Genomic DNA, 14,858 nt, shown 5'->3' on the forward strand with positions numbered 1-14,858 from the left:
CATCTGCAGCACGCCGCCCATGGCCAGCGATCCCGGCGCGCCGCTGCGCACGTCCGGCACGTAGCGGTAGAAGCCGGACTTGCCCGAGGAATCCTCGGTCTGGTAGACCATGCCGGTCACCGGATCGACGGCGGCGGCCTCGTGCGCGAAGCGGCCCATGCCGACGATCGGCAGGCCGGTGGTCAGCTTCGGATCGGCGTGCACCTCGAACACGTAGCCGTGCTTCTTGCCGGCCGGGCTGATGGCGTCCGAACCGACTTCCTCGCAGCTGAGCCAGGTGCCCCAGGGCGTGATGCCGCCGGCGCAGTTGGTCTGGGTGCCGCCCAGGCTCGGCGTCATGCTGACCCAGTTCCCGTCGCGGAAGACCAGGTTGGTGGTGCCGCCACCGAAACGGTTGCTGGACCCGGCGCTGCTGGCTCCGCTGTCGTAGACGCCGGGCGCGTTCAGGAAGTTGCCTGGTGCGGTAGAGCCGATCTCGTGATTCCGCACCAGCACCAGTTCGCTGCTGCGGCCGACCTTGCGCGCGACGACCACGCCCATGCCGTCGTGGCCGCCCGGGCAAGCTTTGCCATCGATCATCAGGTCGCCGCGCCAGCCGAAGCTTTTATAGGTGAAACCCGGCGGCAGTTGCAGCAGCGGCAGGCCGGTCGTCATGTCCCTGGCCGGGGCAATCGGGCCGTAGGGGCTGGGGATGAGGGTCGTGGCGCCGTTGGCGGCCAGTGCCTGTTGCGTCTGCATTGCGGCAAAGGCGCCGACGAAGGGCAGTGCCGACGCACTGGCCATGCCTTTGAGCAGGTTGCGCCGCGACGGCGAGAGGTCCTTGTTTGTCATGCTGAGCATTCTCCAAAGTGGGATCGGCCGGACTGGTCCGGCGATGGACTGGAGGGCTGGCGACGGCCTCGATGGCGGCGTCACGCGGGCCCGGCCTGCGCTTGCGCCGCGCAGACCGATGCATTAAAACAAACAAAAATGTCGTGCCGATGACAGCAAAATGACAAGCCGAGGAAATTGCTTCCCCGTGTGCGGCGCGCAGGCGCTTGCGCTCGGCGATCGGTCGCGCAGCGCAGCAAAGGACCCGGCCAGGCTCAGCTGCCGAAATGGAAGAAGATGCCGACGGCCAGCTCGGCCCAGAGATAAACGAAAGCCAGCACGATCGCCGCCACCCAGAGCAGGCGCTGCCGCATGCTGGCCAGCTTGCCCACGGCTAGTTCGAGGGCGAAGCCGACGCCGAGCAGAAGGACCGCGGCCACGACGAAATCGAGCGCGGTCCAGTCGACTTCCCTGGTGAACTGCATGGCCACCAACGGCAGAAGCAGGATCGCGCCGGTGCCGGCGAGGACGCGCAGCACGTTTTTCTTGCCGAAGCCAGGTGCGTTACCGCCATGGCCGTTAGTCAATGTGCTCATCGTCATCCTCCGGATAGGTGATGGTGCTCGGGATGACCAGTTTGCCAGCATTACAGGCCGTGTTCAACATGTCGCGACAGGGACGTAAAAAAAGCGGGCAGTGCCCGCTTTTCGATGGTCGGGGACCGATCAGGCTTTGGTACGGCGGCGCACGGCGATGCCGGCGCCCAGCATGGCGATGCCGAACAGCGCCAGCGAACTCGGTTCCGGCACTTCGGCGTTTTCGGCCAGCTTGAACTGGCCGTTGCCGCCGATGAAGAAGTACTGGCCCGGACGGTTGCGGTAGGTGGTGCCGTTGCAGCCGGCGCCGCTGAAGCCGGCGAACTGGCAGGCGACTTCGCTCACCAGGCGGCTGGACGGACGGCCGACCGTGTTCGCGTTGGTGAAGGCGAACGAGAGGACCGATTCTTCCGACAGGTCCTTGCCGTTGGCACGGAAGAAGTAGCCGCTGTCGAGCATGCCCGGCTCGGCGCTGGCGAAGACACTGACCTGGCCGTTGTTCACCGGGCTGCCGTTGGCATCGACGAGGCCGCCGCCGCCCACGAGCACGTTGAAGGTGGCGATCTGGTTACCGAGGTTAGCGCCAAAGTAGCCGGAGGTGCTGCCGTACTGGCCATTGGTCGGGTTCTGGTACATCTTGATCGTGCCGCCGGTGAAGCTGAAGGCGCCGCCGAAGGTGCCGGTGCCCATTGCCTCGAAGGTGGCGGTGATATTTCCGCCGGCATAGGTCTGCGGGAACAGCTTGCCGTTGCTGTCGGCCTGGGTGATGTTGAAGACAGCCGTTTCCTTGAAGGAGAAGCCGCCGTTGCCGGTCGACGTCAATTGGATGAAGGCATTGCCGTTGACGTCCAGGTATTCGTTGATGACCTGGCCGCCGGCAAAGCCGCCGCCGCTTGGGTTGAACACCCAGTTGTTCAGGACCGGACCCGCATGCGCGGCGCCAGCCGTGGACAGTGCGACAGCCGTGGCGCAGATGAGTTTCTTGAAGAGTTTCATTGTCGGTTTTCCGTTGAGTATGGTTGTTGATCAACAACCTGTCCTTCATGAGAGCAAGGGATGTGCCAGAGACCGGAGCATGAATAAAATCAAGCACTTGCTTCAAGCGGAATGCATGCGCGTAAATACATGTAAGATTTTCCGACGCGTTGCAGCATTCAGAAACTCAACAGTAATGTCCTGCGCATCAGCCGGGACAAGGGCGAGGCCTGGCCTATAATGCGCACATGGTCGGGATGACGAAAAGATGGGTCGCCTATGCCTGGATCGCCGGCCTGGCCATCCTGTTCAACGCGCTCGCCCCGGTCGTCTCGCACGCGCTGAGCCTGGCGTCGCCAGCCGCGCCCCAGGTCGAAATCTGTACCGCGATGGGCATCGAAATGGTGCCGATGGGGGGCGCATCGGAATCCCCCTCTTCCGACCGCTTCCTCAAGGGGCTCATGCACTGCGCCTACTGCGCGCCGCATGCCGGCTCCTTCGCCCTGCCGCCGCCGGCGGCGTTTGCCCTCGCCGTCCTCGGCGGCCATGACTTCTACCCTCCTCTTTTCCATCGCGCCCCGCGCCCGCTGTTCGCGTGGTCCTTCGCGCAGCCGCGCGGCCCGCCCGCATCGACCTGACGCTTTGTCAATTTGCAGTAGCTGCCGCGTTGTCATTCGCATGACAGCGCAGGCGTGACGCATCCGCACACCCGACGCGGCACTTCCCGCCAAAGGTTCGTCGTATGCGTCGACGCTGCTGTGTCGCCGAACTCGCGCTGGTCAGCGAGCGGTATTGGACACGCCCCAGGCTGTCACACGATCGGAAAACCACCATGAACCCGCATGCTCCCATTGCAGCGGCGCCGACGCGCCCTGCCCGCACACCCATTCATCTTGCCTGCCTGCTGGCCGCCGGCATCATCACGACGCCCGTCTTTGCCGACGATACGCCGATCCCGACCGTGCTCGTCACGGGAGCACTGGAGAACGGCAAGCTTAGGGACGACACCGCCACCGGCTCCAACCTGGGCCTGTCGCGCCTGCAGACGCCGGCCAGCGTCGACGTCATCACCCGCGGGCAACTCGAGGAAAGGGGCGACGCCAGCCTGGTCGAAGCAATCACGCGCGCGCCCGGCATCAGCGGCATGCCCCACCCCGGCAACGGCGGCTCCTCGCTGGCCGCGCGCGGCTTCACCGACACGGTCTCGGTCATGCGCCTGTATGACGGCATGCGCCAGTACGGCGGCGCCGGCATCACCTTCCCCTTCAGCACCTGGGCTGTCGAGCGCATCGAAGTGCTGCGCGGCCCGGCCGCGGTGATCTACGGCGAAGGCGCGATCGGCGGCGTCGTCAACGTGATCCCGAAGCAGCCGACCCGCGGCGCCGTGCACAACGAGGTGCAGGCGGCGCTCGGCAGCGAAGGCACGCGCCGGCTGGCCTTCGGCAGCGGCGGCGCCCTGGACGAACGCTGGTCCTACCGCATCGATGCCAGCGGCGAGCGTTCCGATGGCTGGGTCGACATGGGCGACACCAGCAACCGCGCGGTCTCCGGCGCGCTGCGCTTCGACGTCTCGCCCGAGCTGGACCTGCGCCTGAACCTTGCCCACGGCCGGCAAAAGCCGATGCGCTATTTCGGCACGCCGCTGGTCGAGGGCCGCCAGCTGGAAGCCCTCGGCGGCAAGAACTACAACGTCGCCGACAGCCGCATCGACTACAAGGACACCTGGCTGGATGCGATGGCGAACTGGCGTCCGAACGAGGCCACGACGGTACGCAGCCGCCTGTACCGCATCGACAGCCGGCGCCACTGGCGCAACGCGGAGGCCTACGTCTACAACCCGGCGAGCGGCCTGGTCGACCGCTCGGACAACACCGAGATCCTGCACGACCAGACCCAGACCGGGAACACGACCAGCGCCACCTTCCGGGGCCGGCTGCTCGGCATGGACAACCTGGTGTCGGCCGGCTTCGACATGAACAAGGCCTCGTTCACGCACACGAACAACACCTATGTCGGCTCCTCGGGCGCCGTCGATCCCTTCGATCCGGAACCGGGGCTCTTCACCAGCCCGGTGCCGACGGTTCCCCGCTACCGGACCGAGGCGAAGCAGTACGCGCTTTTCCTTGAAGACCGCCTCGCGCTGACGACGCAATGGTCGCTCCTGGGCGGGCTGCGCTACGACCATGCGGACCTCGAGCGCCAGAACCTGGTTGCGGGGAACCTCGCTTTCGACAAGACCTTCGCCGACGTCGGCTGGCGCCTCGGCACCGTCTACGCGCTGACGCCCGACTTCACCGTTTACGGCCAGCTGGCAAAGGCAGCCGACCCGGTCGGTTCATTGCTCTTCCTGTCACCGGCGAACAGCCGCTTCGAGAACGCCACCGGGCGCCAGCTGGAACTCGGCCTGAAGCGCGCATTCTGGAACCGCCAGGGCGACTGGACGCTGGCCGTGTACGACATCACCAAAGACAATCTGCTGACGCGCGACCCGGCGAACCCGGCGCAAAGCATCCAGGTCGGCGCGCGCTCGTCCACTGGCATCGAGGGCACGCTCAGCATGCCCCTCGCGCGCCACTGGTCGCTGGACGTCAACGCCTCGATCCTGCGTGCGCGCTTCGACGATTTTGCCGAGCTTGTCGCCGGCGCGCCCGTGTCGCGCGCCGGCAATCGCCCGCCGGACGTGCCGCAGCGCACCGCCAACCTCTGGCTGCGCTGGGACTTCCAGCCCGACTGGAGCGCCGGCGCCGGCCTGCGCCACGTGGGCGCGCGCTTCGCCGACAACGCCAACACGCTGCGCATGCCCTCTTACAGCACGGTCGATGCCTCGCTGCGCTGGAAGGCGTCGGCGCAAACGAACCTCACGCTGCGCGGCTTCAACGTCTTCGACAAGCGCTACTTCACCACGGCGTATTACACGCCGACGCAGTGGCTGATTGGTCCGGACCGCCGGGTCGAGCTGGTGCTGGATCACCGCTTCTGACCGGAGTTTGAAGATGAGCTTCGCATCGAAAGCCAAGCGCATGACCTTCCTGGTCCACCGCTGGACGGGCGTCTTGATGTGCGTGCTGATGGCGCTGTGGTTCGTCAGCGGCATGGTGATGCTGTTTGTCGGCTATCCCAAGCTGACGCCGTGGGAGAGGCTGGGTGGCTTGCCTGTTCTCCCTTCTTCTGGCTGCTGCATCGGGCTCGAGGCGGCGCTGGCGCAGAGCCGGGCGCCAGGTGAGGTCACGAGTATCGTGCTGACTTCGATTGGCGGGCGGCCGCACTATGTGCTCTCTGAAGGCGACGGGGGCCGGCTTGCAGTCGATGCCGTGACCGGCGTCCGCCTTGTCGTCGGCCCGGCGCAGGCGCTGGCGGCGGCGCGTTCCTTCATGCATGGCGTCGGCGGCGAATACGCCGGTCTCGTCATTGAAGACCGCTGGACGCATTCGCGCTCGCTCAATCCGCACCGGCAGCTGCACGTGGTCGACATGCGGGACGCGGCGGCGACGCGGCTGTACGTCTCCTCGGCGACCGGCCAGGTGGTGCTCGACGCGCCGCGTGCCGAGCGCTTGTGGAACTTCGTCGGCGCCTGGCTGCACTGGCTCTACATGTTCCGCGATCGGCCGACCGATCCGGTATGGAGCTGGACGGTGATCGTGTTGTCTGGGATCGGCGTGGTCGCGGCCTTCACCGGCGCGCTGAACGGCATCTGGCGCTGGCGCTTTGCGGGCACGTACAAGAGCGGGTCGAAGTCGCCTTTCCGGGAAACTTACCTGCGCTGGCATCACATCCTCGGGCTGGTGTTCGGCACGGTGCTGCTGACCTGGATCTTCAGCGGCCTCATGTCGATGAATCCGCTTGGCGTCTTCGATGCCAAGGGGGCGCGGCCGGATGCAGGGGCGTACGAAGGCGGCAGCGTCGCTTCCGTGCGCCTGCCTGTGGACGTTCCGCAGGTGCTGGGAATGTTGTCGGCGCAAGGCTTCCGGACGGGCGAGCTGGAGTGGCGGGTGCTGGCTGGAGAACCGTATATCCTGGCGCGCGATAGTCGGGGAGACACGAGGCTGGTGCTGGCCGCAGCCGGCGTTTTGACTGTGCTGGAGCGCTGGCCCGAGCATCGCCTGGTCGAGGCGGCGCGGTGCCTGATGCCGGCGCCGATGACGAAAGTCGAAGTGCTGGGCGCCTACGACGCCTATTACTACAAGCGCCAGGTGCAGTCGATGTACGGGGCGGATGAGCGGCGGCTGCCGGTACTGCGGGTCACCTTCGGCGATCCGGACGCGACTTGGGTGCACCTGGATGGCTACACGGGACAGGTGGAATCCAGCCTGGATCGCTCGGAGCGCGCCGGCAGGTGGCTCTTCAACCTGCTCCATAGCTGGGACTTGCCGGCCATGCTCGCCCCGGACCGGGTGCGCGAAGGGGTGCTGCTGGCGCTTGGACTGGGCGGGATATTGCTGAGTGTGACCGCAACGGTACTCGGCCTGCGCAGGATGGGCAAATGGTCGGGCAAAGGCGCGCGGCAAACATAGACGACAGACGCCTGCTTCCTGGCCGTACGGCCGCGTTGGCCTCCTACCCTTCCGAGCCCGGCACGCCGGCGTAGGCGGATCGGGCTCATCGCTTCACCCCGAGCGCAGCCAGGCGCGCTTCGCTTTCGCGCACGGCGAGCTCGGCCTGCCGCTGCTCGCGTGCGTCCTTGCGGTGCATGTAGATGGCGTTCAGGCAGAACGTTAGGATGGCCGTCACGATACCGACGATCACGCCGATCTCGGTCAAGGTCAGCGAGGCGCCGATGGCGCTGATGGCGCCGGCGTAGCTAGTCAACTCCGGTACAGTTATTTTAGTCATGTTGCTGCCTTTCGATCTGGGCAAAATGTCTCGCCAGGACGCGCCTTCACGAAGATGACGCTGCTGCGCTCGCATCGCCTGCGCGAGGTGAAGCGGGGTAGCGCGGCTCCGCGGGCGCGTCACCATGGACGTGAGCTGGCCTGCTACGGAACATGTAGTTTTTTCGTCTCGTAAGGATTATATTAGTCTGACTAATGAGCTTGGTCAACAGTCCGACTAATTGTACAATGTAGTTTTTCTTACCCCCTGCGAGTATGCCTGCCCTTCCCCTTACCCAAGAGCAACTCGACGATGCCGCTCGCCTGAAGCTGCGTTTCGCTGAATGGCAGAAGCGTCAGAAGGAAGCCGGCCGGCCGGCCTCCCAGGAAGCGGCCAGCGAAATGCTGGGCTTCAATCAAAGCGCCCTGAGCCAGTACCTGAACGGGCGCATTCCGCTGAACGTCGATGCGGCCACGCGCTTCGCATCGGTCCTTGGCTGCCCTGTTGCCGACTTCAGCCCGCGCCTGCAGGCGCAATTGAGCGAATACGTTTCCGCGCTCCTGGCCGATGCAAACGCAGCAGACGGAAGGCATGGCCCCTTGTCGGGCGCAAGGCGCGTCGTCGCCGGAGACGACCCCGACACGGTCGACATCAAGCTCGTCACGTTGAAGCTGCGCGCAGGCGTATCGCGGTTCGAAACCGTGCCCATGGTGGAGGACGGAGGCGCCCTGAAAGTGCCGAAGTCCGACATCGCACGGAGCAAACTCAACCCTGATGTCCTGATTGCGATCCAGGTGCGGGGCCAGAGCATGGAGCCGCTGATGTTCGAGGACGACGTGATCGTGATCGATCCCACCGACAAGGAGCTCGTCCATCGCGAGCTGTACGCCTTGAACTTCGAGGGCGACTGCTGCGTCAAGCAAATGATCAAGCGTAACGGCGAATGGTATCTGCACTCGGTCAACCCGGATTTCGGGCCGGTCAATGCTCGCAGCGGCGACTTCAGCGTCATCGGCCGCGTGGTGTACCAGCCCGGGCGCTTGCTGACCGGGAGGATGTAACAAGACGGTCTTTGTTGGCCGCCTTGTCCTCGGCATTGATCGCCGCAACATACGCGATGGACGGAAAACCCGTTGGGATTGACGTTAGCGGGCGAGAAGTTGCAGCCAACGAAGGAAGGACGCGCACGTAACGCGTGGGCACGTCGTGCCCACCCTACGACTGCTTCGCCATGAGGGAAAAAATGAGGCCAACCCGAAGGTGCTCCATCGCGAATCCTGCTTTGATAGAAAGGATTCGCCCACGTGCCGCGGGCCGCCCTTGCGCGAATACGCGCAAGGCTTCGAATCCCGCGCGCAGAGCCCGCAGGGGCTCTGCTTCTCTCCGCCATGAAACAAAAAAAGGCCAACCCGATGGGTTGGCCTTTTTTGTATTCCTGGCGGAGAGAGGGGGATTCGAACCCCCGATAGGCTATTAACCTATACACGCTTTCCAGGCGTGCGACTTAAACCACTCATCCATCTCTCCTGATGGTTTTTCGCGTACGATGCCGCGAAGCCGCCCATTATAACAAGGTTTCTCGGCTGTACAAGAGCATCCTGACAATCAGTACGCCATCGCCCTCGTTCCCGATATCGTGCGATCATCTGCGGCGACACCGACCACCCACAGGAGCCCACGATGGACATGAAGAAAATCAACGCCGGCAAGCTGCGCGCCATCGGCTACGACGCGCGCGAACGCCTGCTGCGCGTGGAGTTCGACGACGGCACGGCGATCGACTACAGCGGCGTCGGCGCCGAAGTCTGGCGCAAGCTCTCCACCTCGGGCTCGCCCTGGAGCTATTATCGCGACAACATCGAAGAAGAGTTCGCCGGCCGCCGCGGCCGCGCCGGCGTCGATGCGGGAAAGAAGACCATCGACCGCGACGCGCTGATGAAAGCCTTCGGCGGCGAGCCGGACGGCGCGTAAGCAAGCGGCACCAAGCAAACAAGCCTGCGTACAAAACAACGCCGCCCCATCGAAACGGGGCGGCGCCAACGCATTAGCTGTTCACGCGCCCGCCGGACCGGCCGGGCGCCACGCCATCAGGCCTTTTCCCTCAACTGCTCCAGGATCGCCGGATTCTCCAGCGTCGACACGTCCTGGGTGATGGTCTCGCCCTTGGCCAGCACGCGCAGCAGGCGGCGCATGATCTTGCCGGAGCGGGTTTTCGGCAGGTTGTCGCCGAAGCGGATTTCCTTCGGCTTGGCGATCGGGCCGATCTCCTTGCCGACCCAGTTGCGCAGTTCGGTCGCCAGTTTCTTCGCGTCCTCGCCGGTCGGGCGCACGCCCTTCAGCACCACGAAGGCGCAGATCGCCTCACCCGTGGTGTCGTCGGGCTTGCCGACGACGGCCGCTTCGGCCACGTGTGGGTTGGCGACCAAGGCCGACTCGATTTCCATCGTGCCCATGCGGTGGCCCGAGACGTTCAGCACGTCGTCGATGCGGCCGGTGATGGTGAAGTAGGCGGTGTCCTTGTTGCGGATGGCGCCGTCGCCGGCCAGGTAGTACTTGCCGCCCAGCTCTTCAGGGAAGTAGCTCGTCTTGAAGCGCTCCGGGTTGTTCCAGATGGTACGGATCATCGACGGCCATGGGCGCTTGACCACCAGGATGCCGCCCTGCCCGTTCGCCACGTCGGCGCCGGCTTCGTCGACGATCGCGGCCATGATGCCCGGCAGCGGCAGCGTGCACGAACCCGGCACCATCGGGGTTGCGCCCGGCAGCGGGGTGATCATGTGGCCGCCGGTCTCGGTCTGCCAGAAGGTGTCGACGATCGGGCAGCGCTCCTGGCCGACGTTCTTGTAGTACCACATCCAGGCTTCCGGATTGATCGGCTCGCCCACCGAGCCCAGCAGGCGCAGGCTCGACAGGTCGTAGTTCTTCGGATGCACCTTCTCGTCCACGTCCGAGGCCTTGATCAGCGAGCGGATCGCGGTCGGGGCGGTGTAGAAGATCGTGACCTTGTGCTTGGCGATGGTTTCCCAGAAGCGGCCGGCGTTCGGGTAGGTCGGCACGCCTTCGAACACGATCTGCGTGCCGCCGACGGCCAGCGGGCCGTAGGTGATGTAGGTGTGGCCGGTGACCCAGCCGATGTCGGCGGTGCACCAGAACACGTCGTCGGGCTTGATGTCGAAGGTCCACTTCATCGTCAGCGCGGCCCACAGCAGGTAACCGCCGGTCGAGTGCTGGACGCCCTTCGGCGTGCCGGTCGAGCCCGAGGTGTAGAGGATGAACAGCGGGTGCTCGGCGTCGACCCATTCCGGCTCGCACTCGGCACCCTGGCCGTCGACCAGTTCGGACAGCCACATGTCGCGGCCTTCCTTCCAGGCGATGTTGCCGCCGGTGCGCTTGTAGACGATGACGTCCTTCACCGACTCGCAGCCGCCCAGGGCCAGCGCCTCGTCGACGATGGCTTTCAGCGGCAGCGCCTTGCCGCCGCGCTGCTGCTCGTCGGCCGTGATGATGGCGACGGCGCCGGCGTCGATGATGCGTTCCTGCAGCGACTTCGCCGAGAAGCCGCCGAACACCACCGAGTGGGTGGCGCCGATGCGGGCGCAGGCCTGCATCGCGGCCACGCCTTCGATCGACATCGACATGTAGATGATGACGCGGTCGCCCTTCTTGATGCCGCGGGATTTGAGGCCGTTGGCGAACTTGCAGACGCGCTCGTGCAGTTCGCGGTAGGTGGCGCGGGTGACCGCGCCGTCGTCGGCCTCGAAGATGATGGCGGTCTTGTCGGCGTTGCCGTTCTGCAGGTTACGGTCGAGGCAGTTGTACGAGGCGTTCAACTGGCCGTCGCCGAACCATTTGTAGAAAGGCGCGTTCGACTCGTCCAGCGTGCTGGTGAATGGCTTGTGCCAGTCGAGGTTCTCGCGCGCCAGGCGCGCCCAGAAGCCTTCGTAGTCGGCTTCGGCCTCGGCGCACAGCTTGTTGTAGGCATCCATGCCGGAAATGGCGGCAGTGGCTGCGAACCCGGCCGGCGGCGGAAACACGCGGTGTTCCTGCAAGCCATGGTTTTCCTGATTGGTCTCGTTCTCGGCCATGCTAGTCTCCATTAGTAGTTTTGCCAGTTACCTTAGGCTGTCACGCTTACCCGACCCTTACATGCGCCGAGGGTGCCACACCTTCCCTTATGAGTGCGATTTTACCAACCCTGGCGCAAACCGAGGCGGCCTGCTGCAACGCGACAAAGGAGGTGTAAAATGATGGGCTGAATTTTGCCGGAACCCTGGAGCCGCACTCGATGTCGCAAAACCCGCCCACACTTGAACAACGCAAGCTCTCCCCTCTTAACAACCTGATCTTTGCCAGCCGCTGGCTGCAGCTGCCGCTCTACCTGGGCCTGATCCTGGCGCAGTGCGTCTACGTGTTCCATTTCTGGGTCGAGCTGAAAGACCTGATCGGCGCCGCCTTCGGCAATGCCGATTCGCTGCAGCATATCCTCGAGGCCGTCGGCATGACGAGCGGTCCGAAGAAGCTGACCGAAACCACCATCATGCTGGTCGTGCTCGGCCTGATCGACGTGGTCATGATCTCGAACCTCCTGATCATGGTGATCGTCGGCGGCTACGAGACCTTTGTCTCGCGCATGAATCTGGAAGGCCACCCGGACCAGCCGGAATGGCTGTCGCACGTGAACGCCTCGGTGCTGAAGACCAAGCTGGCGATGGCCATCATCGGCATTTCGTCCATCCACCTGCTGAAGACCTTCATCAACGCGGCGAACTACTCGGACAGGGTCTTGATCGCCCAGACGGTCATCCACATTGCTTTCCTGCTCTCGGCCCTGGCGATTTCCTGGACCGACCGCATCACCACCGCAACGCACCACCAGCCCAAACAGCACTAACGTCACCAGTCCCTAACATCACACGAGAATAGTCATGACAGTCATCAAACAGGAAGACCTGATCGAATCGGTCGCCGCTGCGCTCCAGTACATCAGCTATTACCACCCGGCTGACTACATCCAGCACCTGGCGCGCGCCTACGAGGCCGAGCAGAGCCCGGCGGCCAAGGATGCGATCGCGCAGATCCTGACCAACTCGCGCATGTGCGCCGAAGGCAAGCGTCCGATCTGCCAGGACACCGGCATCGTCAACGTGTTCCTGAAAGTCGGCATGAACGTGCGCTTCGAAGGCTTTGGCAGCGGCTCGATCACCGACGCCGTCAACGAAGGCGTGCGCCGCGCGTACAACTTCCCGGACAACAAGCTGCGCGCCTCGATCGTCGCCGACCCGCACTTCGAACGCAAGAACACCAAGGACAACACCCCGGCCGTCGTGCACATGGAACTGGTGCCGGGCGACACCGTCGACGTGAAGGTGGCTGCCAAAGGCGGCGGCTCGGAGAACAAGACCAAGTTCGTGATGCTGAACCCGTCCGACTCGCTGGTCGACTGGGTCCTGAAGACCGTGCCGCTGATGGGCGCCGGCTGGTGCCCGCCGGGCATGCTGGGCATCGGTATCGGCGGTTCGGCCGAGAAGGCGATGCTGATGGCGAAAGAGTCGCTGATGGAAGACATCGACATGTACGAGCTGAAGCAGCGCGGCCCGCAGAACAAGCTGGAAGAACTGCGTATCGAACTGTGCGACAAGATCAACGCGCTGGGCATCGGCGCCCAGGGCCTGGGCGGCCTGACCACCGTGCTGGACGTGAAGATCAACATGTACCCGACCCACGCGGCATCGAAGCCGGTGGCGATGATCCCGAACTGCGCCGCCACCCGCCACGCCCACTTCGTACTGGACGGCTCGGGCCCGTCGTACATCGAACCGCCGGCGCTGTCGACCTGGCCGGAAGTGCACTGGACCCCGGACACCCAGAAATCGAAGCGCGTCGACCTGAACACCCTCACCAAGGAAGAAGTCGCGTCCTGGCAGCCGGGCCAGACCCTGCTCCTGAACGGCAAGATGCTGACCGGCCGCGATGCCGCCCACAAGCGCATCCAGGACATGCTGGCCAAGGGCGAGAAGCTGCCGGTGGACTTCACGAACCGCGTGATCTACTACGTCGGCCCGGTCGATCCGGTGCGCGAGGAAGTCGTCGGCCCGGCCGGCCCGACCACCGCGACCCGCATGGACAAGTTCACCGACATGATGCTGGAGCAGACCGGCCTGATCGCGATGATCGGCAAGGCCGAGCGCGGCCCGGTGGCGATCGAATCGATCCAGAAGCACAAGTCGGCCTACCTGATGGCGGTCGGCGGCTCGGCCTACCTGGTGTCGAAGGCGATCAAGTCGGCCAAGGTGCTGGGCTTCGAAGACCTGGGCATGGAAGCGATCTACGAGTTCGAGGTGCAGGACATGCCTGTCACCGTGGCCGTCGATTCGACCGGCACCTCGGTGCACCAGACCGGTCCGAAGGAATGGGCAGCGAAGATCGAATCGCTGAAGAACATTCCCGTCACCGTCGCCTAAGTAGGGTGGGCGGCTTCGCCGCCCACGCGTCCAGCTGAAAGTCGTATGGACGCGTCGCCCTCTTACTGACAATGACGATCTCCACCCCCTCCCCCAGCGCCCCGATCGGCATCTTCGACTCGGGCGTTGGCGGCCTGTCGGTCCTGCGCCACATCCGCGCGCAGCTGCCGCACGAACACCTGCTGTATTTCGCCGACTCCGGCTTCGCCCCCTACGGCGACAAGCCCGAGCACCTCGTGGTCGAGCGCGTGCTCGCCATCGGCAACTTCCTCGTCGAGCAAGGCGCGAAGGCGCTCGTCGTCGCCTGCAACACCGCCACCGTGGCGGCCATCGCGCGCCTGCGCGAACATTTTCCCGGCATGCCCATCGTCGGCGTCGAACCCGGCCTGAAGCCCGCCGCGGCCAGCACCCGCAGCGGCATCGTCGGCGTGCTCGCCACCGAGCGCACCCTGTCCGGCGCCAAGTTCCTGCAACTGCGCGACCAGATCAGCGCAGCCACCGGCGCCCGCTTCCTCCTGCAACCCTGCCACGGCCTGGCGGACCAGATCGAGTTCGGCGAACTGGACTCCGACGCCACCGACGCCCTGCTGTCGCGCTACGTCCTGCCGCTGCTCGATGGCGGCGCCGACACCCTGGTGCTGGGCTGCACCCATTACCCGCTGGTGCAGGCATCGATCGAGAAGATCATCGCGCGCGCCACGGATCGCCATGTCACGCTGGTCGATACCGGCGAGGCCGTGGCGCGCCAGCTCGCGCGCCTGCTGGCCAACGCCGGCCTGGCACGGACGGCGGACGTCGCCCGTCTCGACGGCTACACCAGCGCCAGCGCCACCGCCCTGTCGGCGGCGTTCGCCAGCCTGCTCGGCCTCGATCCGCCCGTGCACGAGGTCGAATCCGGGCCTGGCGGAACAATGTTGATCGGACCGAACAATTAGATTTGCCAGTTTGCTCCGGAGTTTGTATAATCTTGTTCTGTCTTCGCTGCACTGAAGACAAAACGTAAGACAGTGGTGGCTGTAGCTCAGTTGGTAGAGTCCAGGATTGTGATTCCTGTTGTCGTGGGTTCGAGTCCCATCAGCCACCCCAAGAATTCCTTTAGATTCAGTGGATTACGAGTATCCGAAATTTTCGGATTGTGAATTTTCCAACGAAGGCTCGGATTTTCCAACGGGCTTAAAATCGAAAGCCACCATTAGGTGGCTTTTTT

At 64.7% G+C, this 14,858-nt stretch carries 13 protein-coding genes and 2 tRNA genes; 9 read left to right on the forward strand and 6 right to left on the reverse strand.

Annotation, left to right across the window (positions count from 1 at the left end; translation table 11 throughout):
• The 3 genes from RT688_RS20225 to pepA all read right to left on the reverse strand — a co-directional run.
• Positions 1-831 (reverse strand): alkaline phosphatase PhoX (locus RT688_RS20225; protein ID WP_313706636.1); only part of this gene is annotated, 831 nt, incomplete at its 3' end.
• 254 nt (positions 832-1,085) lie between these two features.
• On the reverse strand, positions 1,086-1,406 hold the full coding sequence (locus RT688_RS20230; protein ID WP_313706637.1) for a hypothetical protein: 321 nt from the start codon (positions 1,404-1,406) through the stop codon (positions 1,086-1,088).
• A gap of 129 nt (positions 1,407-1,535) precedes the next feature.
• A complete protein-coding gene (pepA, locus tag RT688_RS20235) occupies positions 1,536-2,402 on the reverse strand; it encodes a flocculation-associated PEP-CTERM protein PepA (protein WP_313706638.1) in 867 nt (288 codons plus the stop codon).
• A gap of 236 nt (positions 2,403-2,638) precedes the next feature.
• On the opposite strand from pepA, the gene RT688_RS20240 reads away from it, so the two are divergent.
• The 3 genes from RT688_RS20240 to RT688_RS20250 all read left to right on the forward strand — a co-directional run bounded on the left by RT688_RS20240 (position 2,639) and on the right by RT688_RS20250 (position 6,892).
• On the forward strand, positions 2,639-3,019 hold the full coding sequence (locus tag RT688_RS20240; RefSeq protein WP_313706639.1) for a DUF2946 domain-containing protein: 381 nt from the start codon (positions 2,639-2,641) through the stop codon (positions 3,017-3,019).
• Positions 3,020-3,213: 194 nt separating this feature from the next.
• Positions 3,214-5,361 carry a TonB-dependent receptor gene (locus tag RT688_RS20245; RefSeq protein ID WP_313706640.1) on the forward strand — a complete coding sequence of 716 codons (2,148 nt, stop codon included), beginning with the start codon at positions 3,214-3,216 and terminating at the stop codon, positions 5,359-5,361.
• 13 nt (positions 5,362-5,374) lie between these two features.
• Positions 5,375-6,892: a PepSY domain-containing protein gene (locus RT688_RS20250; RefSeq protein ID WP_313706641.1), complete on the forward strand. Its 1,518-nt coding sequence runs from the start codon at positions 5,375-5,377 to the stop codon at positions 6,890-6,892.
• Positions 6,893-6,977: 85 nt separating this feature from the next.
• Here the strand turns inward: RT688_RS20250 and RT688_RS20255 are convergent, their stop codons facing one another.
• Positions 6,978-7,211 carry a holin gene (locus tag RT688_RS20255; RefSeq protein ID WP_313706642.1) on the reverse strand — a complete coding sequence of 78 codons (234 nt, stop codon included), beginning with the start codon at positions 7,209-7,211 and terminating at the stop codon, positions 6,978-6,980.
• A gap of 254 nt (positions 7,212-7,465) precedes the next feature.
• Here RT688_RS20255 and RT688_RS20260 point away from each other — a divergent pair, with 254 nt between their 5' ends.
• Positions 7,466-8,251 (forward strand): XRE family transcriptional regulator, encoded by a 786-nt coding sequence (locus tag RT688_RS20260; protein ID WP_313706643.1) that lies wholly within the window; start codon positions 7,466-7,468, stop codon positions 8,249-8,251.
• 375 nt (positions 8,252-8,626) lie between these two features.
• Here the strand turns inward: RT688_RS20260 and RT688_RS20265 are convergent.
• Positions 8,627-8,717, reverse strand: a tRNA-Ser gene (locus RT688_RS20265).
• Positions 8,718-8,870: 153 nt separating this feature from the next.
• On the opposite strand from RT688_RS20265, the gene RT688_RS20270 reads away from it, so the two are divergent.
• Positions 8,871-9,161, forward strand: a complete 291-nt coding sequence (locus RT688_RS20270) for a KTSC domain-containing protein (protein ID WP_313706644.1) — start codon at positions 8,871-8,873, stop codon at positions 9,159-9,161.
• A gap of 116 nt (positions 9,162-9,277) precedes the next feature.
• On the opposite strand, the gene acs is transcribed toward RT688_RS20270, so the two are convergent.
• Positions 9,278-11,275 (reverse strand): acetate--CoA ligase, encoded by a 1,998-nt coding sequence (gene acs / locus RT688_RS20275; RefSeq protein ID WP_313706645.1) that lies wholly within the window; start codon positions 11,273-11,275, stop codon positions 9,278-9,280.
• 200 nt (positions 11,276-11,475) lie between these two features.
• Between acs and RT688_RS20280 the strand changes: the two genes are divergently transcribed.
• The 4 genes from RT688_RS20280 to RT688_RS20295 all read left to right on the forward strand — a co-directional run bounded on the left by RT688_RS20280 (position 11,476) and on the right by RT688_RS20295 (position 14,737).
• Positions 11,476-12,081 carry a TIGR00645 family protein gene (locus RT688_RS20280; protein ID WP_313706646.1) on the forward strand — a complete coding sequence of 202 codons (606 nt, stop codon included), beginning with the start codon at positions 11,476-11,478 and terminating at the stop codon, positions 12,079-12,081.
• A gap of 34 nt (positions 12,082-12,115) precedes the next feature.
• A complete protein-coding gene (locus tag RT688_RS20285; protein ID WP_313706647.1) occupies positions 12,116-13,651 on the forward strand; it encodes a fumarate hydratase in 1,536 nt (511 codons plus the stop codon).
• Between the two features lie 71 nt (positions 13,652-13,722).
• On the forward strand, positions 13,723-14,586 hold the full coding sequence (gene murI / locus RT688_RS20290; protein WP_313706648.1) for a glutamate racemase: 864 nt from the start codon (positions 13,723-13,725) through the stop codon (positions 14,584-14,586).
• A gap of 75 nt (positions 14,587-14,661) precedes the next feature.
• Positions 14,662-14,737, forward strand: a tRNA-His gene (locus RT688_RS20295).
• Positions 14,738-14,858 lie beyond the last annotated feature (121 nt).

The organism is Massilia sp. (assembly GCF_032106685.1).
Taxonomy (GTDB): Bacteria; Pseudomonadota; Gammaproteobacteria; order Burkholderiales; family Burkholderiaceae_D; genus Telluria.

Excerpts from the sequence above, each read along its gene's own strand:
- RT688_RS20260 (WP_313706643.1), top strand. The coding sequence starts at position 7,466 with ATGCCTGCCCTTCCCCTTACCCAAGAGCAACTCGACGATGCCGCTCGC.
- RT688_RS20240 (WP_313706639.1), top strand. The coding sequence starts at position 2,639 with ATGACGAAAAGATGGGTCGCCTATGCCTGGATCGCCGGCCTGGCCATC.
- RT688_RS20250 (WP_313706641.1), top strand. The coding sequence starts at position 5,375 with ATGAGCTTCGCATCGAAAGCCAAGCGCATGACCTTCCTGGTCCACCGC.
- pepA (WP_313706638.1), bottom strand. The coding sequence starts at position 2,402 with ATGAAACTCTTCAAGAAACTCATCTGCGCCACGGCTGTCGCACTGTCC.
- RT688_RS20255 (WP_313706642.1), bottom strand. The coding sequence starts at position 7,211 with ATGACTAAAATAACTGTACCGGAGTTGACTAGCTACGCCGGCGCCATC.
- RT688_RS20285 (WP_313706647.1), top strand. The coding sequence starts at position 12,116 with ATGACAGTCATCAAACAGGAAGACCTGATCGAATCGGTCGCCGCTGCG.
- RT688_RS20245 (WP_313706640.1), top strand. The coding sequence starts at position 3,214 with ATGAACCCGCATGCTCCCATTGCAGCGGCGCCGACGCGCCCTGCCCGC.
- RT688_RS20230 (WP_313706637.1), bottom strand. The coding sequence starts at position 1,406 with ATGAGCACATTGACTAACGGCCATGGCGGTAACGCACCTGGCTTCGGC.
- acs (WP_313706645.1), bottom strand. The coding sequence starts at position 11,275 with ATGGCCGAGAACGAGACCAATCAGGAAAACCATGGCTTGCAGGAACAC.
- murI (WP_313706648.1), top strand. The coding sequence starts at position 13,723 with ATGACGATCTCCACCCCCTCCCCCAGCGCCCCGATCGGCATCTTCGAC.
- RT688_RS20270 (WP_313706644.1), top strand. The coding sequence starts at position 8,871 with ATGGACATGAAGAAAATCAACGCCGGCAAGCTGCGCGCCATCGGCTAC.
- RT688_RS20280 (WP_313706646.1), top strand. The coding sequence starts at position 11,476 with ATGTCGCAAAACCCGCCCACACTTGAACAACGCAAGCTCTCCCCTCTT.